At 71.2% G+C, this 20,004-nt stretch carries 24 protein-coding genes; 7 read left to right on the top strand and 17 right to left on the bottom strand.

The window, feature by feature from the left end; genetic code table 11:
* Window positions 1–22 precede the first annotated feature (22 nt).
* The 5 genes from AC07OY_RS19570 to AC07OY_RS19550 are packed head-to-tail and all read left to right on the top strand — an operon-like array spanning window position 23 to window position 3,856.
* Window positions 23–808: a MotA/TolQ/ExbB proton channel family protein gene (locus AC07OY_RS19570; RefSeq protein WP_495044289.1), complete on the top strand. Its 786-nt coding sequence runs from the start codon at window positions 23–25 to the stop codon at window positions 806–808.
* A gap of 6 nt (window positions 809–814) precedes the next feature.
* The gene (locus tag AC07OY_RS19565; protein WP_495044288.1) at window positions 815–1,237 is read left to right on the top strand and encodes an ExbD/TolR family protein; all 423 of its coding nucleotides are present in this window, start codon (window positions 815–817) and stop codon (window positions 1,235–1,237) included.
* Entirely contained in the window at window positions 1,234–1,689 is a 456-nt protein-coding gene (locus tag AC07OY_RS19560; protein WP_495044287.1) for an ExbD/TolR family protein, read from the top strand. Before AC07OY_RS19565 ends, AC07OY_RS19560 begins: the two co-directional genes overlap by 4 nt.
* A gap of 12 nt (window positions 1,690–1,701) precedes the next feature.
* Window positions 1,702–2,466, top strand: coding sequence for a hypothetical protein (locus AC07OY_RS19555; RefSeq protein WP_495044286.1), 765 nt, complete (start codon window positions 1,702–1,704; stop codon window positions 2,464–2,466).
* Between the two features lie 4 nt (window positions 2,467–2,470).
* Window positions 2,471–3,856, top strand: a complete 1,386-nt coding sequence (locus tag AC07OY_RS19550) for a sulfatase family protein (protein WP_495044285.1) — start codon at window positions 2,471–2,473, stop codon at window positions 3,854–3,856.
* Window positions 3,857–3,968: 112 nt separating this feature from the next.
* Here the strand turns inward: AC07OY_RS19550 and AC07OY_RS19545 are convergent, their stop codons facing one another.
* The 4 genes from AC07OY_RS19545 to AC07OY_RS19530 form a co-directional block, all read right to left on the bottom strand.
* Complete coding sequence (locus tag AC07OY_RS19545) at window positions 3,969–4,283, bottom strand: hypothetical protein (protein ID WP_495044284.1); 315 nt, start codon at window positions 4,281–4,283, stop codon at window positions 3,969–3,971.
* A 193-nt stretch (window positions 4,284–4,476) separates the two neighbouring features.
* The gene (locus AC07OY_RS19540; protein WP_495044283.1) at window positions 4,477–5,277 is read right to left on the bottom strand and encodes a metallophosphoesterase family protein; all 801 of its coding nucleotides are present in this window, start codon (window positions 5,275–5,277) and stop codon (window positions 4,477–4,479) included.
* On the bottom strand, window positions 5,274–6,218 hold the full coding sequence (locus AC07OY_RS19535; RefSeq protein ID WP_495044567.1) for a diacylglycerol/lipid kinase family protein: 945 nt from the start codon (window positions 6,216–6,218) through the stop codon (window positions 5,274–5,276). The genes AC07OY_RS19540 and AC07OY_RS19535 overlap by 4 nt, the downstream gene beginning before the upstream one ends.
* 139 nt (window positions 6,219–6,357) lie before the next feature.
* A complete protein-coding gene (locus AC07OY_RS19530; protein WP_495044282.1) occupies window positions 6,358–7,131 on the bottom strand; it encodes a hypothetical protein in 774 nt (257 codons plus the stop codon).
* Between the two features lie 91 nt (window positions 7,132–7,222).
* Between AC07OY_RS19530 and AC07OY_RS19525 the strand changes: the two genes are divergently transcribed.
* A complete protein-coding gene (locus AC07OY_RS19525) occupies window positions 7,223–7,888 on the top strand; it encodes a hypothetical protein (RefSeq protein ID WP_495044281.1) in 666 nt (221 codons plus the stop codon).
* Here AC07OY_RS19525 and AC07OY_RS19520 read toward each other — a convergent pair.
* The 12 genes from AC07OY_RS19520 to AC07OY_RS19465 all read right to left on the bottom strand — a co-directional run bounded on the left by AC07OY_RS19520 (window position 7,885) and on the right by AC07OY_RS19465 (window position 17,614).
* Window positions 7,885–8,814 (bottom strand): glycoside hydrolase family 88 protein, encoded by a 930-nt coding sequence (locus AC07OY_RS19520; RefSeq protein WP_495044280.1) that lies wholly within the window; start codon window positions 8,812–8,814, stop codon window positions 7,885–7,887. The genes AC07OY_RS19525 and AC07OY_RS19520 overlap by 4 nt on opposite strands.
* Entirely contained in the window at window positions 8,811–10,193 is a 1,383-nt protein-coding gene (chrA, locus tag AC07OY_RS19515) for a chromate efflux transporter (protein ID WP_495044279.1), read from the bottom strand. Before chrA ends, AC07OY_RS19520 begins: the two co-directional genes overlap by 4 nt.
* A complete protein-coding gene (locus AC07OY_RS19510) occupies window positions 10,190–10,813 on the bottom strand; it encodes a tetratricopeptide repeat protein (RefSeq protein WP_495044278.1) in 624 nt (207 codons plus the stop codon). The genes chrA and AC07OY_RS19510 overlap by 4 nt, the downstream gene beginning before the upstream one ends.
* Window positions 10,810–11,151: a cytochrome c-type biogenesis protein gene (locus tag AC07OY_RS19505; RefSeq protein ID WP_495044277.1), complete on the bottom strand. Its 342-nt coding sequence runs from the start codon at window positions 11,149–11,151 to the stop codon at window positions 10,810–10,812. The genes AC07OY_RS19510 and AC07OY_RS19505 overlap by 4 nt, the downstream gene beginning before the upstream one ends.
* The gene (locus tag AC07OY_RS19500) at window positions 11,144–11,665 is read right to left on the bottom strand and encodes a DsbE family thiol:disulfide interchange protein (RefSeq protein WP_495044276.1); all 522 of its coding nucleotides are present in this window, start codon (window positions 11,663–11,665) and stop codon (window positions 11,144–11,146) included. The genes AC07OY_RS19505 and AC07OY_RS19500 overlap by 8 nt, the downstream gene beginning before the upstream one ends.
* Complete coding sequence (locus tag AC07OY_RS19495) at window positions 11,662–13,599, bottom strand: heme lyase CcmF/NrfE family subunit (protein WP_495044275.1); 1,938 nt, start codon at window positions 13,597–13,599, stop codon at window positions 11,662–11,664. The genes AC07OY_RS19500 and AC07OY_RS19495 overlap by 4 nt, the downstream gene beginning before the upstream one ends.
* Entirely contained in the window at window positions 13,596–14,018 is a 423-nt protein-coding gene (gene ccmE / locus AC07OY_RS19490; protein ID WP_495044274.1) for a cytochrome c maturation protein CcmE, read from the bottom strand. The genes AC07OY_RS19495 and ccmE overlap by 4 nt, the downstream gene beginning before the upstream one ends.
* A gap of 212 nt (window positions 14,019–14,230) precedes the next feature.
* Window positions 14,231–14,983, bottom strand: a complete 753-nt coding sequence (gene ccmC / locus AC07OY_RS19485; protein ID WP_495044273.1) for a heme ABC transporter permease CcmC — start codon at window positions 14,981–14,983, stop codon at window positions 14,231–14,233.
* Complete coding sequence (gene ccmB, locus AC07OY_RS19480) at window positions 14,984–15,646, bottom strand: heme exporter protein CcmB (protein ID WP_495044272.1); 663 nt, start codon at window positions 15,644–15,646, stop codon at window positions 14,984–14,986.
* Window positions 15,646–16,266, bottom strand: coding sequence for a heme ABC exporter ATP-binding protein CcmA (ccmA, locus tag AC07OY_RS19475; RefSeq protein ID WP_495044271.1), 621 nt, complete (start codon window positions 16,264–16,266; stop codon window positions 15,646–15,648). Before ccmA ends, ccmB begins: the two co-directional genes overlap by 1 nt.
* 89 nt (window positions 16,267–16,355) lie before the next feature.
* Window positions 16,356–17,222 (bottom strand): sugar phosphate isomerase/epimerase family protein, encoded by an 867-nt coding sequence (locus tag AC07OY_RS19470; RefSeq protein WP_495044270.1) that lies wholly within the window; start codon window positions 17,220–17,222, stop codon window positions 16,356–16,358.
* On the bottom strand, window positions 17,219–17,614 hold the full coding sequence (locus tag AC07OY_RS19465; RefSeq protein ID WP_495044269.1) for a VOC family protein: 396 nt from the start codon (window positions 17,612–17,614) through the stop codon (window positions 17,219–17,221). The genes AC07OY_RS19470 and AC07OY_RS19465 overlap by 4 nt, the downstream gene beginning before the upstream one ends.
* 173 nt (window positions 17,615–17,787) lie before the next feature.
* Between AC07OY_RS19465 and AC07OY_RS19460 the strand changes: the two genes are divergently transcribed.
* Window positions 17,788–19,374, top strand: a complete 1,587-nt coding sequence (locus AC07OY_RS19460) for a methyl-accepting chemotaxis protein (protein ID WP_495044268.1) — start codon at window positions 17,788–17,790, stop codon at window positions 19,372–19,374.
* Here the strand turns inward: AC07OY_RS19460 and AC07OY_RS19455 are convergent.
* The gene (locus AC07OY_RS19455) at window positions 19,355–19,981 is read right to left on the bottom strand and encodes a YdeI/OmpD-associated family protein (protein WP_495044267.1); all 627 of its coding nucleotides are present in this window, start codon (window positions 19,979–19,981) and stop codon (window positions 19,355–19,357) included. The genes AC07OY_RS19460 and AC07OY_RS19455 overlap by 20 nt on opposite strands.
* Window positions 19,982–20,004 lie beyond the last annotated feature (23 nt).

Genomic DNA, 20,004 nt, shown 5'->3' with positions numbered 1-20,004 from the left:
GAATCCCCGCCCCCCAAAGCCGATGAACACCTCCACCTTTTCCCGCCGCGCTCTCGCGCCGCTCGCCCTGCTCCTCGCCGCCGGCGCCGCCCAGGCCCAGGGCGACAACCCCTATGGCCTCGCCTCCGTCTGGTCGAACAGCGACGCCGTCACCAAGGCCGTGCTGTTCACGCTGATCGCGATGAGCGCGGGCAGCTGGTACGTCATCATCACCAAGCTGCTGCAGCAGGCCCGGCTCAGCGCCCAGTCGCGCGCCGCGCAGAAGGACTTCTGGAGTGCCGGCACCGTCAAGGCGGGCGCCGAGAAGCTGTCGCCCAAGAGCCCCTACCGCTACATCGCCGAGGCCAGCCTGGAGGCCACCCAGCGCCACCAGGGCCTGCGTGCCAAGGTCGACTTCGCCGACTGGGTGGACCTGTCCCTGCACCGCGCCACCGAGCGCGTGCAGCGCCAGCTCTCCACCGGCCTGAGCCTGCTGGCCACCGTCGGCTCCACCTCGCCCTTCGTCGGCCTGCTCGGCACGGTCTGGGGGATCTATCACGCGCTGACGGCCATCGGCGTCGCCGGCCAGGCTTCCATCGACAAGGTGGCCGGCCCGGTGGGCGAGGCGCTGATCATGACGGCCATCGGCCTGTTCGTCGCCGTGCCCGCCGTGCTGGGCTACAACGCGCTGCTGCGCCGCAATGCCCTGGTGCTGGACGAGGTGCGCGACTTCTCCGGCGAGCTGCACTCGGTGCTGCTGGGCTCGGGCCATGCAGAGCCTGCCGCGGCCGACGAACAACCCGCCGGCCTGGCCCCCGCGCTGGTCTGATCCGCCATGGCCATCCAGCTCGCCCAGGGGCCTGACGAGGCCGTCTCGTCCATCAACACGACGCCGCTCGTCGACGTCATGCTGGTGCTGCTCATCATCTTCCTCATCACCATCCCGGTCGTGAACTTCTCGGTGCCCGTGGAGCTGCCCAAGCAGCGCAACGAGGTGCGCGAGAGCGAGCCCAAGGACGTCGTCATCACGGTCTCGCGCGACGGCCGGCTCTACTGGTTCGACGCGCCGCTGGCCAGCAAGGACGTCTTGTTCGAGCGCCTCAAGGGCATCGCCCAGCAGCAGCCCCAGCCCGAGGTGCATGTGCGCGGCGACGCCGGCAGCGACTATGCCCCCGTGGGCCGCGTGCTGCTGGCCGCCCAGCGCGCCGGCATCGCCAAGGTGGGCTTCATCACCGAGCCGCCGGCACGCAGCCTATGAGTGCCTCGCCCCTGAAGAAGGCGGCCCGTGCGCGCCGCCGGATCGACTCGGCCCTGCCCGTGCCCGACATCAACACGACGCCGCTGATCGACGTGATGCTGGTGCTGCTGGTGATGCTCATCATCACCATCCCGGTCCAGCTGCACAGCGTCAAGCTCAACCTGCCCATCGCGCCGCCCAGTGCGCCACCGCCCGTGCCGCCCGAAGTGGTGCGCCTGGACATCACGCCGGACGCCGTGCTGTGGAACGGCGAGGCCATCGCAAGCGAGGCCGCGCTGCGCGAGCGCCTGGATGCCGCCGGCAGGCAGCCCACGCAGCCCGAGGTGCATGTACGGCCGCAACCCGGTGCCAAGTACGACAACTTCGCGGCCGTCATGACGGCTGCCCACCAGGCCGGGCTGAGCAAGCTCGGCGTGACCGGCAGCGAGCAGTTCCTGAACGACTCGCAGTAGGAGATTCCATCCATGAGTGCAGTTCTCTTGCCCGGCGGCCTGACGCTGGACGACACCCGCCCCGCGCCGCGCCGCCTTGAGCCCCACGCCCCGCCGGCACCCCTGGCCACCACGGCACCGCTGCGTTCGCAGCTCAAGCCGCCGGCCAGCGCCAACCGCGGCACCGGCATTGCCGTCGTCGTCGGCCTGCACCTCGTGCTGGGCTGGGCGCTGACCAGCGGCCTGGCCACGAAGGCCGTCGAGGCCATCAAGAAGCCCATCGAGATGGCGCTGCTGCCCGAGGTGCTGCCGCCTCCACCGCCCCCGCCGCCGCCGCCCAAGGTCGTCAAGATCGAACCGGTGCAGAAGATCGCCCCGCCGCCGGCCTATGTGCCGCCGCCCGAGATCGTGCCCGCCGTCACGCCGCCGCCTCCGCCCATCCAGGTCGTGCAGGCCACGCCGCCTAAATCTGATCCTCAGCCCGTCGTCATCGCCGCGGCTCCGGTGCCCGCGCCGCCTCCCGCACCTCCGGCCATCGTCAAGCGCGAGATCAGCCTGGCCTGCCCCGGCTACGAGGCCGTGCTGGCCTCCGCGCTGGAGGAAGCCATCGACCGCGTCGGCATCCGCGGCACCGTGCAGACGCTGATCAAGATCCGCGGCAACCAGGTTGTCGACGTGACGCCGACCTCAGGGCCCAAGGAATATCACAAGTATGTGCAGGCGGCGGTCAAGCGCATGCGCTGCACGGCGGGTGGCGCCGATGAAGTCCAAGTCTCCTTGCCCGTGATCTTCTCCTGAGCTGATGACCTCTCCTTCCCGACGCGGCCTGCTGCAAGGCCTGGGTGCACTCGCCCTGCTGCCGGCCACGGCGCGTGCCGCCGACACGCCGCCCAACATCCTCTTCATCCTGGCCGACGACATGGGCTACGCCGACCTCGGCGTCTACGGCCAGCGCGACTTCGCCACCCCCAACCTCGATCGCCTGGCCCTGCAGGGCATCCGCTTCACCCAGGGCTATGCCAACTCGGCCGTCTGCTCGGCCACGCGCTTCGGCCTCATCACCGGCCGCTACCAGTACCGGCTGCGCGGCGGGCTGGAGGAGCCGCTTGCAGGTGCGGGCGGGAACGCCTTGGGCCTGCCGCCCGAGCATCCGACGCTTCCCTCGCTGCTGAAGGCACGCGGCTACCGCACGGCGCTGTTCGGCAAATGGCATCTGGGTGCCCTGCCCAAGTACGGCCCGCTGAAGAGCGGCTACGACGAGTTCTTCGGCAATACCGGCGGCGCGGTGGACTACTTCACCCACAAGGCCGGCGTCGGCGCCGACCTGCCATCCGATCTGTTCGAAGGCGAGGTGCGCGTGGACAAGGCGGGCTACTACACCGACCTCATCGCCGAGCACGGCCAGGCCTTCCTGCGCCGGCAGACCGCCGCGCAACCCTTTCTGCTGTCGTTGCACTTCACCGCGCCGCACTGGCCTTGGGAGGGGCCGGGCGACGAGGCCGTGTCGCGCCAGCTGAAGACGCTGAACCACGGCGATGGTGGCAGCCTGAAGAAATACGGCGAGATCGTCGGCGCGCTGGATGCGGCCATCGGCCGCGTGCTGGCCACGCTGGAGGCGCAGGGCCTGGCGCAGAACACCCTCGTCGTCTTCACCAGCGACAACGGCGGCGAGCGCTTCTCCAACACCTGGCCCTTCAGCGGCCAGAAGTCCGAGTTGCTGGAGGGTGGCATCCGCGTGCCCACGCTGCTGCGCTGGCCGGCGCGCGTCAAGGGCGGGCAGGTCAGCGAGCAGGTCGTCATCAGCATGGATTGGCTGCCGACGCTGCTGGCCGCCGCCGGCGGTGCGCCGCGGGCCGACTATCCGAGCGACGGCGCCAACGTGCTGCCGCAGATCCTCGGCCAGGCCGCGACTGTAGAGCGCAAGCTGTTCTGGCGCTACAAGTCCAACGCCCAGCGCGCCTTGCGCGAGGGCGACTGGAAGTATCTGCAGGTCAACGGCAACGAGTTCCTTTTCAACCTCGCCCAGGACTCACGCGAGCGCGCCAACCTGGCCGATCGCGAGCCGGAGCGGCTCAAGCAACTGCGGGCCGACTGGCTGGCCTGGGACGCGACCATGCTGCCGATCACGGAAGAGGTGAGGAGCTACAGGATCAGTCCGAAGGTGCAAGCGGATCGGCCGGGGGTGTGAGGCGGGACACGCCGGGTGCCTTGCGCGCAGGCTTGCTACGCAGCGCGGTGTGCACACGCTGCGCGTCACCATCAAGCCGCCGGCCTCGGCCAAGAGTCAGCGATCCGCAGGCTCAGTGGCGGTCTGCGCGCGGCGGCAATGCGTCCACGCTGCCGGTATCGGCGGACGGCGCGATGGCATTGCTGGTCATCTCGCTGGGCTCGAGTTCACCGGCGCGTCGATCCCGCAGCACCGAGCGGGCTTCATTGAGGCAATCGGCCTGCGACTGCTGGGTCCGGCCGGCCAGGCAGTCGGCACGTTCCTGTTGGTAGAGCTGGGTGGCGGACTGCGTCTGCGCGGTGATGGGCAGGACGATCGCGACCACGGCCGCTGCGGCAACGCTGGCGCGCAGCGGTGTCTGCCATGAAGTGGTTCGGCGGATGCTCATGACGTACTCCTGAGGGTCAGGCACTGATCGGGCTTGGCCAGCGGGGCTGTGCCGGTGCTCATCGCTGGCCCGTCCAAGGGGCAAATCCAATGCCCGACACGCCTGGCGGCTCTCCGAACTGACGCTTCCGGTTACTCAGCATGACTTGTCGACGCCGTTTTGACGCCGCAGCAGCGATCTCCCGGTGGCGCCCTCAGCGCTCCATGGCCAGCGGTGTCGACTGCACCAGGCGGAAACGGCCGGCTGCCTCGTCCAGGTCCCAGCGCTCCACCACCGCGCCGGGGCCGGCTGTGGTGCGGATCACGTTGACCGAATTGGAGATGCCGCCGCGCAGCCGGTGGCTGACCGCCGTGCCCGCCTGCACGGCCGAGACGGCACGCGGCAGGTCGGGCCAGGTCTGCTTGAGCGGCAGCACATAGGGCAGGTGGATGTGGCCGCCGACCACGGCGTCGACGCCGGCCACGGACCAGCGCCGCACCGCGCGCTCGTGGCCGCGCAGCAGGTTCTGCACGTCGCTGGCCTGGGTCACGGCCACCGGCTGGTGCACGGCCACCAGGCGGAGCTGCCCTGGCTTGGCGCGGGCCAGGCGCTCGGCGACGCGGTCGATCTGCGCCTGCGACACCTCGCCGTGCCGGTGCCGGTAGCGGCGCGTCGTGTTGATGCCGATGACCAGCAGATCCTCGCTCTCGAACTCGCCCTCCAGCGCGCTGCCGAAGACGCGGGCATAGCGGCCATAGGGGTGAAAGGCGCGTGCCCACACGTCGTACAGCGGGATGTCGTGGTTGCCCGGGATGATGAGCTGGGCCGGCACGCCGAGGCTGTCGAAACAGGCCTTGGCGCGCGCGAACTGGTCGGGCCGCGCACGCTGCGTGATATCGCCAGTGACCAGCAGCAGGTCGGGCCGCAATTCCGCGCTGAGACTCTGCAGCGCGACCACGGCCACCGGCCTTTCCGTGCCGAAATGGGTGTCGGAAATCTGCAGCACCACCGTCATGTTGCGGTCTCCGGCGATGAGGCCTGCGCCAGTTGCCGCTCCTGGGCCAGGCCGGCGGGGCGGATCAGCATCAGCGGGTGCCGGGCCACCTCGAAGGTCAGCGGCAGCGGCATGTGCAGCACCTCGCCGTCGGTCGCGACCTTGATGTGCCGGGCGCCGAAGGCTCGCGCCTTCACGGTCAGGCGGCGAAAGGAAAAGCTCCGCACATCGTCCGCCTCACCCAGGCGGCCGAAGGCGCCGCGGGCGAGCAAGGCCAGCAGGGCCCAGCGCCCGACGGGCTTGAGCACCACGCCGGCCAGGCTGCCTGCGTCGATGTCGCGCGCCTCGGGCAGGCCGACCTGCTCCATCTGCAATGCGTTGTTGCCGACAAACAGCGTCGGCGTGCGCACCTGGCGCGAATGCCCGGCCAGCTCGATGCTCAGCCTCAGGCTGCGATGCCCACGCAGGATGGTGCGGATGCCGGCGCCGAGGGCCACCAGCCGGCTGCGGCCGAACTGCTGCTTCCAGCCTTCGCGGTCTTCCAGCGATTGCGGGTACAGGCCCAGGCTCGCGTTGACGAGGAAGACGCGGCCGTTGACCTGCCCGGCCTGCACGGGCATGGCCTGCTCGTTCAGCAGCACGTGCAGGGCGCCGTCCAGCTCGGACGGGATGCCGTGCGTGCGCGCGAAGTAGTTGAAGGTGCCGCGCGGCAGCACGCCGAAGCGGCAGCCGCTGCCGAGCACGGCCTGCGCGACGCAGTTGATCGTGCCGTCGCCCCCTGCGGCCACGACGACGCCGTCGACCTCGCGTGCGCGTCGCACGGCCTCGCGCGCCGTCTCGGCCAGGCACCCCGGCTGATCGACGGGCAGCAGTTCGCAGCGGCGTCCGGCGGCGGCACAGGCCGCCTCTACGGCCGGGCCGACCTCGTCGCGGTCGCCATGCCCGGAGGCAGGGTTGAACACGACGAGCAAGGGCGCAGAGCTGGATGTGGCCGGGGGTGTCATGGCGGGAGGGATGACGGCTTCGGCGCCACGATAGCCGCCGCGCCCGGGTCCGCGTGCATGTGCAGCGCACAACGCGCTGTTGTCCGACACGGCCGCATCAGCGATCCGAAGCCGCCTTCTCCACCGGCTTGATGTGCAGACCCGACAGCGCCGGCAATGCCAGCTGGAGTTCGCGCTGTTCGCTGCCGATGGCGTACACCAGGCGCAGGCGCTGCGGTGCCGGTGTGACGGGGAAGAAGGCGCTGCGCCGCAGCTCAGCGCCGGGCGCGAGCCCGGCCGGCAACCTGAAGCCGCGGCGCTGGATCTCGTACTCGATCACCTGGGCGTCGGCGTTGGCCCTGCTCTGGCTGCGGTAGGCCGAGACGCCGCCCACCAGCAGGGCCAGCGGCAGGATGGGCGCCAGGATGGTGTAGCCGGCCGCGCTGGCCAGCACCAGGACGCCGGCCACCGCGCCGGTGGAGCCGATCACGACGATGCGCCCGGCCGTCTTCATGGCTTCGACGTTGCGCGTCGTCTCGCTCTTGAGCTGATCGGGCGCGGTGCTGTGCCTGACCTCGTCGAGGACGTCGTTGGCCAGCGTGATCGAGCGCAGCTCGACCTGCATGCCGCTGCCGTTGCGGATGATCAGCGCGTACTCGTCCCAGTCGGCTTCTCGCACCCAGCTGGCCGTGTCGTTGCGGACGATGAGGCGCTGCACTTCCAGCTTCACGCCATCGGCCGCCTCGGCGCGCCAGCCCAGGGTCGCCGCGGTGTCGGCGGCGGGTGGATGTAGCAGCCTTGACTTGCCCGCACAGCCGGCGAGCAGCAGTGCGACGGTTGCGCAGGCGAGCACCCTCAGGGCGGCTGAGATGAAGCTGGCGGGTCGCTGCATGCTGCCCCTTCGGATGGAAGCCATCGGGCCGCGCTCACTATAGGCGCGGGCGCTTGCGGTAGATTCCCTTTGCCTCCCAACATCAACCGCCATGAACCGCCTGCAGTCCGAGTTGCACCGCCTGTACCTGTTGCCCTCTCCCGAAACGGGCGGGCAGCTGATGGACGCATCGGGCCAGGTGCGGGCCATGGTCATGGAGCTGAGCGGCCCGGCCGATTGGGACGAACTGTCCAGGGTCTGGCGTGGCGTGCAACTGGACCTGGAGCTGCCGGCGCCCGGCATCGCCGTGTCAGGTAACGAGGGGCTGCAGCTGTGGTTCTCGCTGCAGCAGGCGGTCAGCGCTTCACGCGCGGCGGCCTTGCTGGCCCAACTGCAATCACGCTATCTGGCGCACATCGCGCCGGCGCGCTTGCGCCTGAGTCCGTCGGCACAGGCATTCGATGCGGCTCTCGTGCCGGCGGAGCAGGTGGCGACGGGCAACTGGTCGGCCTTCGTGGCGCCCGACCTCGCGCCGGTGTTTGCCGACACGCCCTGGCTGGACATCCCGCCCAGCGCCGATGGACAGGCCGATTTGCTGGCGCGGCTGCAGAGCATCAAGCCCGCGGCCTTCGAAGCGGCGCTGAAGGAGCAGGGCGCGGCGCCGCTGGCGCAGGCATCGGGCGATGTGGACCCGCGGCGCTTCCTGCAGCAGGTGCTGAACGACGAGACGGTCGCGCTCGCCCTGCGCATCGAGGCGGCAAAGGCGCTGCTGCGCTAAGTCAGGCTGAGTGCCGCCTGCAGCACCATGGCTGCGGCCCGGTCGTCCCGGCCGTTCAGCATCGGCCGCTGCAGATAGAAGTCCAGCGTCGGCCCGGCCGGTGTGCCGGCGCAGACGTCGCGAAAGCCGCCGTCGGCGTCGATGCGCGACTGCACGCCGGCCCAGGCGCGAGCGATGGGGCCGTCCAGTTCACCGGCGGGCAGCCAGCCCTGGCGGCGTGCCGTTGCAAGCGCCGTGAGGTTCATGGCCGTGGCGGTCAGCTCGGGGGCGGCGCCGGGGTGGTCCAGCACCTGTCGCCACAGGCCGTCGTCGCCTTGCAGGGGCAGCACGGCTTGCAGATGGCGCTGCAGAGGGGCCAGCAGCGCGGGTGCCCTGGGCAGGGCCAGCGCCAGGGCCAGCGCCGCAAAGCCATTGCCGCGGCCCCAGGCGATCGGCGAAGCGTCAGCATGGTTGAACAAGCCATCGGCACGCTGCAGGCGCGCGGCCATGTCCAGCAAGGAGCTGCCCAGGGCCAGCGTCGCGCGCGCCTGCTCGCGGGCGGGCAGCAGGGGCAGGGCGCGGTCGAACAGCAGCGCGGGCATGAAGAGGTCGTCGGTCCACGGCCGCAGCCCGGCGATGCGCGGCCCTGGAGGTGTGTCGACGATGGAGGCGCGCAGGGCCTGCCGCGCCAGCTCGGGATCCGTTTCAGCCAAGGCGGCCATGCCGGCGCGTTGCGGCCAGTCGGCCGGCAGGGCGGCCGGAGCCGCCGGGAGGGCCGGCTGGAGGCCCAGGCGCTGCTGCGAGGCGGCGATCAGCGCGGTGACATAGCCCAGCGATGCATGGACCGGGTAGTGCACGGCCAGCTGCCGCGCGACATCCACGGGCGAGGCAGCAAGGCCAGTCATCGGCAAGGCGACGGCCGCCAGCAGCAACTCGCGGCGGATCACGCCGCCACGCCCGCCAGCGTCAACGCAAAGCCCAGGGCCGCGCACAAGGCCAGCAGCGGCAGCACGCCGAGCTTGAAGCGGAACAGCGCGATGCCGGCGCCCACGGCAATCAGGGCCGAGACCCAGTCGAAGCGGCCGCTCCAGCCCTGCGGCCACAGCACATGCCAGGCGAAGAACATCGCGAGATTCAGGATGACGCCGACGACGGCGGCCGTGATGGCCGTCAGCGGCGCCGTGAACTTCAGCTTGCCGTGGGTGGACTCGATCAGCGGCCCGCCGGCCAGGATGAAGATGAAGGAGGGCAGGAAGGTGAAGAAGGTCACCACCGCCGCCGCGGCGGCGCCGGCGAGGAAGAGGGCGTCGGGCCCGAACAGGGCCTGCGTCCAGCCGCCGACAAAGCCGACGAAGGCGACGACCATGATCAGCGGCCCGGGCGTCGTCTCGCCCAGGGCCAGGCCGTCGATCATCTGCGCGCCGCTCAGCCACTGGTGCTGCTCGACGGCGCCCTGGTAGACATAGGGCAGCACGGCATAGGCGCCGCCGAAGGTCAGCAGCGCGGCCTTGGTGAAGAACCAGGCCATCTGCGCCAGCGCGCCTTGCAGGCCGTGGAGGGCGACAAGGCCGGCCATGGCGGCTGCCCACAGCCCGAGGCCGATAGCGAGCACACGGGCCAGGCGCGCGCGGGTGAACAGCGCGTGCGGCGGTGTGGGCGTGTCGTCGTCGATCAAGGCCGGGCCATGGCCCTGTTTCGCCGCGCCATGGCCGCCGCCGAGCGCGAAGACCTGGGGCGCGCGCCGCCCGCCGAAATGGCCGATGAGGGCAGCGCCCAGCACGATCAGCGGGAAGGGCGTGTCCAGCGCAAAGATGGCGACAAAGGCCGCCGCCGCGATGGCCCACAGCCAGCCGTTCTTCAGTGCCCGCGTGCCGATGCGGTGGGCCGCATGCACGACCAGGGCCGTCACCGCGGGCTTGAGGCCGTAGAACAGGCCGGCCACGACGGGCAGCGTGCCGAAGGCCAGATAGACCCAGGTCAGCGCGATGAGGATGAAGAGGGAGGGCAGCACGAAGAGGGCGCCGGCGACGATGCCGCCCCAGGTCCGGTGCATCAGCCAGCCGATATAGGTGGCGAGCTGCTGGGCCTCGGGGCCGGGCAGCAGCATGCAGTAGTTCAGCGCATGCAGGAAGCGCTGCTCGCTGATCCAGCGGCGCCGCTCGACCAGCTCGGCATGCATGATGGCGATCTGCCCGGCCGGGCCGCCAAAGCTGATGAAGCCGAGCTTGAGCCAGAAGCGGAAAGCTTCCCGGAAGCTGATGGGTTGCGGCGCGTCGATGGCTGGGGCTCCGGGTTGAAGACCAGCCGCAATGTAGGCGCTGTTCACCGCCCCTGGACCTTCGCGATGCTGTCGCGCAGCGAGGCGGCGATGTCGCTGTCGGCCGGCACCTCGGCCAGCACACGGCGCCAGTAGCCGACAGCGGCTGCGCTGTCGCCGCGCTCATGGGCGGCGCTGCCGAGCAGGGCCAGCGTCGGCACATGCCGGGCGTCGAGCTTCAGCGCCCGCTGCAGCAGGGCCTCGGGCTCGCCGTCCAGGCCCTTGCCCTGCACGAGGGCCAGCGTGACGGCGTGCTGGCTCAGCGGCTGCGGGTCCTCGGGGCGCAGGCGCTCGAGCTGGGCATAGGCCGGCAGGGCCTCCTGCGGCCGGCCGAGCTGCTCATAGGCGCGGGCCAGCAAGGCCCAGCCCTCGGCGTCGTCGGGCGTGCGCTGCAGCCTGTCGGCCAGGCGCTGCACCATCTGCTGCACGGGGCTGGCGGGCGGCGGATGGATGGCTTCGGGGCGGCCCAGCTGGGCGTAGAGCAGGGCAGCCGCCAGCGGCAGGCCCAGCGCCAGGAGCGCGGCGCTGCGCCAGGCGCGCGGGCCTGGGCCGGCGACCAGGGCCGGCGCCAGCGGCAGCAGGGCGAGCAGGGCCAGCGCGGTGGCAGCGAGATGGAAGAGGGGAGTCATCGCCTTGCGTTGCGCCAGTAGACGAGGCCGCCGACGGCCAGCAGGCCCAGGGGGCCCAACCACAGCGGCAGGGTGCCGGCATGCAGGGCCGGGCGGTAGAGCACCTGCTCGCCATAGCGCTGCACCAGCTCGTCGCGCAAGTCCTGTTCGCTGCGGCCGGCGGCCAGGCCCTCGCGCAGCTGGCGCTTCATGTCGACGGCCAGGGGCGCGTTGGAATCGGCCACGCTCTGGGCCTGGCAGACGACGCAGCGCAGCTCCTGGGCCAGGCGTTCGACGCGGCTGTCGAGGTCGTCGGCCTGCGCGGCCGCCATCAGGAAGAAGAGCAGCAGACTACGCACGCTTGAGCCTGGCTATGAGGGGCAGCAGCCGCTTGTTGAGGTCCTCCGCCGTCACCGGCCCGGTGTGGCGCAGCCGCACGATGCCGCGCCTGTCGATGACGAAGGTCTCGGGAACGCCGGTGACGCCCCAGGCCAGGCTGCCTTTGCCTTCCGGGTCGCGCCAGGTCAGCGCATAGGGATTGCCGTGCCGCCTCAGGAAGGCCAGACCCAGCTCGGGCGTGTCGCGGTAGTCCAGGCCGACGATGCGCACGCCGCCCTGTTCGGCCAGCTGGCCCAGCACGGGCAGCTCGGCGCGGCAGGGCGCGCACCAGGAGGCGAAGACATTCAGCACCCAGACCTCGCCGGGCTGGGGCTGGGCGCCGCCGTCCAGGCGTTCGAGGTCCAGCACGGGCGCGGGCCGGCCAACGAGGGGCGACGGCGTCTCGGCGAGCGCGTCGCGGTGCAGGCCGCGGGCCAGCAGCGCGACCAGGGCGGCGCTGGCCAGCAGGGGCAGGAGGGCGAGTCGGAATCTCATGGCGTGGACAGCGTGGGGATGAGGCGGGGCTGGGGCTCGACATGGGTCTGCGCGCGTGGGCGCCGGCGCCGCGCCAGCGCGCCCCACAGCCCGCCCACGGCCATCAGCAGGGCGCCGACCCAGACCCAGCCCATGAAGGGCTTGACCTGGACGCGCAGCGCCCAGCGGCCCTCGGCATCGGCCTCGCCCAGGCTGGCGTAGAGGTCGCGCCAGGGGCCGCGGGCGATGGCGGCTTCGGTCATGGCCATCTGGCGGCGGGCATAGACGCGCTTCTCGGGCTGCAGCAGCACGGGCTCGCCGCCGCGATGCCAGATCAGGCGGGCGCGGGCCGCGCGGAAGTTGGCGCCTTCCACGGCCTCCAGCTTGTCGAAGTGCAGCAGGTGGCCGGCCACGCGCACCTGCTCGCCGGGGGCGAGCTGCAGATCGTGGGACTGCTCCAGGCTGCGCACCAGCGTCACGCCCAGCACGAAGACGGCCACGCCGGCATGGGCCAGCCACAGCGGCAGGCTCTGGCGCCAGGCGCCGCGCTGGCGCCAGGCCAGGGCCGCGGTACCGGCCAGGGCCCACAGCCCGGTGGCGACGCCGGCCGCCATCCACAGCGACCCCTGCAGGGACAGGGCCAGCACGGCGGCGCTCACCAGCGCGGCAGCGGCCAGCGGCAGCAGGGGCTTCATGGCGCCGAGGGCCGCCGCCCGCCAGCGCGCCAGCGGCCCGACGACGAGCAGGGCCACCAGGGGCAGCATCAGCGGCGGGAAGACGGCGTCGAAATAGGGCGCGCCCACCGAGAGCCGGGTGCCCGAGATCACCTCGGCCGCCAGCGGGTAGAGGGTGCCCAGCAGCACCGTGCCGGTGGCCGTGACCAGCAGCAGGTTGTTCAACAGCAGCAGGGATTCGCGCGAGCCCAGCGTGTAGCTCCCGGCCGCGGGCAGGCGGCCCACGCGCAGGGCGTACAAGGCCAGCGATCCGCCCACCGACCCCGCCAGCAGCATGAGGATGAAGAGGCCGCGCGCCGGGTCGCTCGCGAACGCATGGACCGAGCTGACCACGCCCGAGCGCACGAGGAAGGTGCCCAGCAGCGACAGCGAGAAGGCCAGCAGGGCCAGCAGCAGGCTCCAGCGCAGGAAGCCCGGCCGCTGCTCGGCCACGGCCAGAGAATGGATCAGGGCCGTGCCCAGCAGCCAGGGCATGAAGGCCGCGTTCTCGACGGCGTCCCAGAACCAGAAGCCGCCCCAGCCCAGCTCGTAGTAGGCCCAGAAGCTGCCGAGCAGGATGCCGCCGGTCAGGGCCGACCAGGCGGCCAGCACCCAGGGCCGGGCCCAGCGCGTCCAGCGCGCGTCGGTTTCGTCGTCCAGCAGGGCCGCGACCGCGAAGGCGAAGCCGACCGCCAGGCCGACGTAGCCCATGTAGAGCAGCGGCGGGTGGGCGGCCATGCCGGGGTCCTGCAGCAGCGGGTTCAGGTCGCGGCCGTCCAGCGGCGCGGGCAGCAGGCGGGCAAAGGGGTTGGACGTGAAGGCGATGAAGGCGAGGAAGCCGGCCGCCACGACGCCGAGCACACCCTGGACGCGCGCGGCGAAGGCGGGCGGCAGGCCGCGGCTGCGCGCCGCCACCAGGGCGCCCCAGGCCGACAGCATCCACACCCACAGCAGCAGCGAGCCCTCATGCCCGCCCCAGCTCGCCGTGATGCGATAGCCCAGCGGCAACTCGCGGCTGGCATTGGCGGCCACATAGGCGACCGAGGTGTCGATCTGGATGAAGCTGGTGACGAGGGCGATGAAGGCGGCGCTGACCAGGCCGAAGCCGACGCCGGCCAGCGGCCGCGCGAGCGCCATCCAGCGTGCCCGCCCGGCCTGGGCGCCCCACAGCGGCAGCACGGCCTGCGCGATGGCGACGGCGAGCGCCAGCAGCAGGGCGAACTGACCCAGCTCGGCCGTCATCGCGCGCTCGCCTGCTTCAGCGCTGCGGCGGCTTCTGGCGGCATGTAGTTCTCGTCATGCTTGGCCAGCACCTCGTCGGCGACGAAGCCCAGGCCGGCGAGCCGGCCCTGGGCGACGACGCCCTTGCCTTCGCGGAACAGGTCGGGCAAGGGGCCGCGGTAGCTGACGGCCACATCGCGCGCACCGTCGGTCACCGTGAAGCTCGTCAGCCCGTCGCTGCCGCGCTGCACCGAGCCTGGCGCCACCAGGCCGCCGAGGCGAAAGCGCGTGCCGGCCGGCGCCTCGCCGCGCACGATCTCGCTCGGCGTGACGAAGAAGACCAGGTTCTGGCGGAAGGCCTTCAGCACCAGGCCGCCAGCGAGCGCCAGCAGGGCCAGCATCGCCAGCAGGCCGAAGAGGCGGAGGTGGCGGGGCTTCATCGCCGCAGGCCCCACAGCTCGACGGCAATGCCGGCGGCCACCGCCACAAGAGAGCTCCAGACGTAAAACGCATGCGCGCCGAACAAATCACTCATTGCTACGGCCTTGGTATGTGTTGGGTTCATCGAGTGGAACCCGTGGAACTGGCTTTGCCAGGCCACTGGGTTCGCCCCCTTGAGGGGGAGGCGCGACGCGCCTCGGGGGTGGGTGATTCATGCCAGGCTCCCCAGGGCGCGCGGCCAGCGGGCCTCGGACTCGACGCGCGCCTGCAGCAGACGCCGCGACCGCGCCAGCACGGCCGCAGCGGCATAGGCCCAGAAGCCCAGCGTCGACAGCAGCAGGCCGGCCAGCATCTCCGGCGCGATGGCGCTGCCGCGCGTGCTGATGGAGGCGCCCTGGTGCAGGGTGTTCCACCAGCTGACCGAGAAATACAGCACCGGCAGGTTGAGGGCGCCGACCAGGGCCAGCAGCGCGCCGGCCTGGTCGCCGCGGCGCGGGTCGTCGGGCGTGTCGACCGCCGAGGTCAGCGCGATGAAGCCGACATAGAGCAGGGCCAGCAGCAGGGCCGAGGTCAGCCGCGCATCCCAGACCCACCAGGTGCCCCAGGTCGGCTTGCCCCACAGCGAACCGGTCAACAGCGTCAGCAGCGCGAAAAGCGCACCGGTCGGCGCCAGGGCCCGCATCAGCACAAAGGCCAGCCGCGTCTTCCAGGCCAGGCCCCACAGCGCCCAGAAGGCCATGGCGCCGTAGCAGACCATGGCGATCCAGGCCGCCGGCACATGCAGATACAGGATGCGGTAGGCCTCGCCCTGCTGGGCGTCGGTGGGCGCGATGAAGAGGCCGAGCGCCAGGCCGGCGAGGATGCCGAGGGCAGCGATGGCCCACAGCGCGGGCAGCAGTCGCCCGGTCAGCGGCAGGAAGTGGGCGGGGCTGGCATAGCGCCAGAAAGGGTGGGGCTTGCTCATTCAGTCCAACATCAGTGAGAGGGCCGCGGAGGTCGCCCAGGGCGCCAGGGCCAGCAGCAGGGCCAGCCAGGCGCCGAGCAGCAGCAGGGCCGTGTCCGCATGGGCGCCGCCTTGCGCTGCGGCCGTGCCGAAGACCAGCACCGGCACCTCCAGCGGCAGCAGCAGCAGGGCCAGCAGGCCCGCGCCGGCGCGGGCGTGCAGCACCAGGGCCGCGCCCAGGCCGCCAAGCAGGGCCAGGGCCGGCGTGCCCAGCAGCAGGCTCAGGGCCAGGGGTATCGGGTCCTCGATGCCGAAGGCCAGCGCCAGCAGCGGCGTGATGAGGACCAGCGGCAGGCTGCCCAGCGCCCAGTGCACGGCCAGCTTCAGGCCGACGGACAAGGGGCGCGGCAGCGGCGACAGCCACCACTGCTCCAGGCTGCCGTCGGCCAGGTCGGGCGCGAACAGGCGCGGCAGGGCCAGCAGGCTGGCCAGCAGGGCGGCGATCCAAAGCAGGCCGGGCGCCAACTCGCGCAGCCGCGCCGGCTCGGGCCCGAGGCCGAGGGGAAACATGGCCGCCACGCCGACGACGAAACCCAGCGGCGTCAGCCATTCGGCCGGCTGGCGCCAGGTGCTGGACCACTCCCGCCGGGCCAGGGCCGCGGCGGCTTGCAGAGCAGCGGCCATCAGGGCCTCCCGAGCTGCAGGCTGCGAACGCTGCGCTTGAGCGGCAGGGCCTGGTGGCTGGTGAAGACGACGCTGCCGCCCTCGCCGGCATGCCGGTCCAGGCGCTGGGCCAGGCGGTCGGCCATGGCCGCGTCCAGGGCCGCCAGCGGTTCGTCCAGCACCCACAGCGGGGCCACCCGGGGCAGCCACAGCTGGGCCAAGGCCGCGCGGCGGCGCTGGCCTTCTGACAACTGGGCCAGGCGCAGGCCGGCGGCTTCGTCCAGGCCGACGGGCGCCAGCGCCGCCAGCGCCTCGCCTTCGCTGCAGGGATGGCCCGCGAGGGCCGCGCTGCTGCGCAATTGCTCGATGACGGACAGCACATCCTTGAGGCCGGGGCGATGGCCGATATAGAGCAGTTCATGCTCCACATGCACCCGCCCCTCACGCGGCGCGCTGAGGCCGCAGATCAGGCGCAGCAGGCTGGTCTTGCCGCTGCCGTTGGCGCCCTGAACCCACAGCAGCTGGCCCGGATGCAGGGCCAGGTCCAGCCCGTCGAACAGCGGCCGCGCGCCGCGCGACTGCCCCACGCGCTGCAGGATGAGCACGGGTGGCGGGGTGAGCGAGGCGGCGGCAAGGGACATGGCCGCCACTCTAGGCAGCGGGCCCCGCCGCGCCAACGAAGCAAAACGACTGAGCTAGTGCAGTCGGCGTTGGCTTCAGGCCTTGCGCGTTACAGCATGCGCAGCCAGCGCAGGCTGGTCGCGATGCTGGCCAGCGCTTCAGCCGGCTGGTCGTGCTCGACAAAGAAGTGCTGGATGCCGCGGCTGGCCGGGTCGGCGAGCAGGCCGGCGAAGTCCACCGCGCCGGGGCCGACCTCGGTCATCTGGGCCAGGGCGTCTTCCATCTTCATGCCCAGCGCGTCGTTGCCTTGCAGGGGCGGCAGGGTCTTGAGCTGCTTCAGATGCACGAGGGGGAAGCGCCCCGGGTGGGCCCGCAGCAGCTTCAGCGGGTCCTGGCGGGCGGCCACGGCCCAGCACAGGTCCAGCTCCATCCTCACCAGGGCCGGGTCGCAGTCGGCCAGCAGCAGGTCATAGGGCCGCCGGCCCTGCAGCACGGCAAACTCGAAATGGTGGTTGTGATAGCAGAACTGCAGGCCGGCGCGGCGGCAGAGTTCACCGGCACGGTTGAAGCTTTCGGCACGGCGCTTCCAGCCGTCGAGGTCGCGCCAGTGCGCCTCGTCGACCCAGGGGATGACGAGGTAGCGGTGGCCGACCGCCAAGGCCTGGTCGATGAGCCGCTGCGCGTCAGGGCCGAGCAGGCCCTCGCCCACATGGGCCGACGGCGCGGCCAGTCCGAGCCCGTCGAGCAGGCTGCGCAGGGCCGCCGGCGACTGGTCGAAATAGCCGGCGAACTCCAGCTCCCGGTAGCCCAGCGCCGCGATGCGCTCGAGGGTGCCGCGGAAGTCGCGCTTCAGCTCGTCGCGGACGGTGTAGAGCTGCACGCCCGGACGGGCGATGCGCGGTGTGCTGGCGGCCCAGGCGGGCGCGGCGCCTGCCGCGAGCAGGCCCTTCAGCAGGGTGCGCCTGTCCAGGCTCATGCCGGCACCCGGTAGATGGCGCAGAGCTTGTTGCCGTCGGGGTCGCGCACATAGGCGAGGTGGAAGTTGCCCAGGCCATGCTCGCGCAGCCCCGGCGGCGCTTCGATGGAGGTGCCGCCATGGGCCACGGCCACGTCGTGGAACTGCTTGACGCGCTCCGGCGAGTCGCATTTGAAGGCGATGGTGCCGCCGTTGGCGAAACTGGCCGGCTCATCGTTGATGGGCTCGCTGATGGCCAGCGTGCTGCCGTTGTGGCGGTAGAAGAGGCGCTTGTGGCCCGAGGCGGCCGTGTTGGGAACGGGCTCGCCGGCGCCGAGGACGGCCAGCACCGCGTCGTAGAAGCGCTTGGACCGCTCGAGGTCGTTGCTGCCCACCATGATGTGATTGAACATGCCTTCTCCTGGTTTGTCGGGTTTGTCGCAGTCGGCAGCAGTCTAGGCGCCAAGGATTACCGCTGCGGCTGCTGATTCCGTGTGCCCCCACAGCCGCGATCAAGAACTCCCCACAGCCCGCCCAGAGTGCCCTGCCTAGAGTCGGTTGAAGCGATCCGAGGTCTCGTTTCGCCATGCAGACAAAACGGGAGTGGATGATGCTGAACCAGATGCGCCTGAGGGCCAAGCTGATGCTGGGGTTTGGATCGCTGGCGGCCGTTGTGCTGCTGGTGTCGGGCCTGGCCCTGAGCTCGCTGGGCCGATCCAACGACAGGTTCACCGACTACCTGGGCAGCGTCGGCAAGCGCGAGCACCAGGCCACGGAGCTGCGCGGCTACGCGACGAGGCGCGCCATCGCGGCACGCAACCTGGTGCTGGTGACCGAGCCCGCCGACCGCGAGGCCGAGAAGGCCGCGGTGACCAAGGCGCATGAGGACATGCAGAAGTCCCTGGCGAGGCTCAAGGCCATCATGGCCGAGTCCCATGACCTGACCGACCATGAGAAGGCCCTGGTGGCCGAGATCGAGCGTGTCGAAGGCCAGTACGGCCCGGTCGCCCTGACCATCGTCGGCATGGCCCTGGACGGCAAGCGCGAGGAAGCCATCACCAAGATGAATGCCGAATGCCGGCCGCTGCTGGCGGCGCTGCTGAAGGCCACCAACGAATTCATCGGCAACGAGGAACAGCAGGCGGTGCTGCGGGTGCAGCAGGCCGAGGAAGGCTATGGCCGTGACCGCTGGGTCATGCTGGCGGCCTGCGCTGCCGCCATGGGCGCCGCCGTGGCCCTGGGCTGGGCCCTGAGCAATGCCGTCACGCGGCCGCTGGAGCGCGCGGTGCGCCTGGCCGAAGCGGTGGCTTCGGGCGACCTGAGCACCGACATCGTCGTCGACCGCAATGACGAGACCGGCCAGCTGCTGGCGGCCCTCAAGCGCATGAACGACGGCCTGGTCGACATGGTCGGCCGGGTGCGCCAGTCGGCCGACAGCATCGCCACGGCCTCACGCGAGATCGCCAGCGGCAACCATGACCTGTCCAGCCGCACCGAGCATCAGGCCAGTGCCCTGCAGCAGACGGCCGCCTCCATGCAGCAGATGACTTCCACCGTGCAGCAGACGGCCGAGAGCTCGCGCCAGGCCAGCCAGCTGGCCAGTGCCGCGACGGAAGTGGCCGGCCGTGGCGGCGACGTCGTGCAGCGCGTGGTGACGACCATGGGCGAGATCAGCGACTCCAGCCGCAAGATCGCCGACATCATCGGCACCATCGACGGCATCGCCTTCCAGACCAATATCCTGGCGCTGAACGCCGCGGTGGAAGCCGCGCGTGCCGGCGAGCAGGGCCGCGGCTTTGCCGTCGTGGCCGGCGAGGTGAGGGCCCTGGCCCAGCGCAGCGCCCAGGCGGCGCGCGAGATCAAGGGCCTGATCGGCGCCAGCGTCGAGAAGGTGGCGGCGGGCAGCCAGCTCGTCGGCGAGGCCGGTTCGACCATGGGTGACATCGTCACCCAGGTGCGCCGCATGACCGACCTGATGTCCGAGATCAATGCCTCGGCCAATGAGCAGAGCAGCGGCATCGGCCAGGTCAACCAGGCCGTGGCCTCCATCGACCAGGGCACCCAGCAGAACGCGGCCCTGGTGGAGCAGAGCGCCGCGGCGGCCGAAAGCCTGCAGCAGCAGGCCTCGGGGCTGATGGATGTGATCGGTCAGTTCAAGACGGCCCACGCTTGAGGGACGGCTGGCTCTTTTTCTTCTGCGGGTGGATGGTTTCGCCGCGCCGGAGCATGTCGACGAGTGTCTCGATCTTCTTCTGGCGCCCCGCCGCCGTCTTCATGTTGTGGACGCGAAAGATGAGGGCGAAGCGGTTCTGGGCGTTGAGGCTCGCCAGCATCCTGCGGGCCTCGGGCACCGCGTCTATGGCCGCCTGCAGGTCGTCGGGGATTTGCATCTCCTTGGCGCTGTAGGCCTTGTCCCAGCGGCCGTCCGCCTTGGCCGCCTCCACTTCCCTGAGCCCGTGCTCGGTCATGCGGCCTGCCTGGACCAGCCGCGCCACGTTGTCGACATTGACCTTGCTCCACACGCTGCGGCTGCGCCGCCGCGTGTAGCGCTGCAGAAAGCTCTGCTCATCCAGCCCTTTGCGCAGGCCGTCGATCCAGCCCCAGCAAAGCGCCACGTCGATGGCCTGCTTGGGTGTCACGGACGCCAGCCCCGAGCCCAGCTTGTGGATCTTGATCCAGACTTCGTCCGCCTGGCCGTGATGGCGGGAGAGCCAGTCCTCAAAGCTCTGTTCATCGGCGAACTCGCGGACGTTGTTGGGGTCGACTGTGACGGAGGCCATGGGATGAATTCGTCGAACAAATG

The sequence above is a fragment of the Roseateles sp. GW821-FHT09H10 genome (genome assembly GCF_059415865.1).
This window is presented reverse-complemented; position numbering and strand designations above follow the sequence as displayed.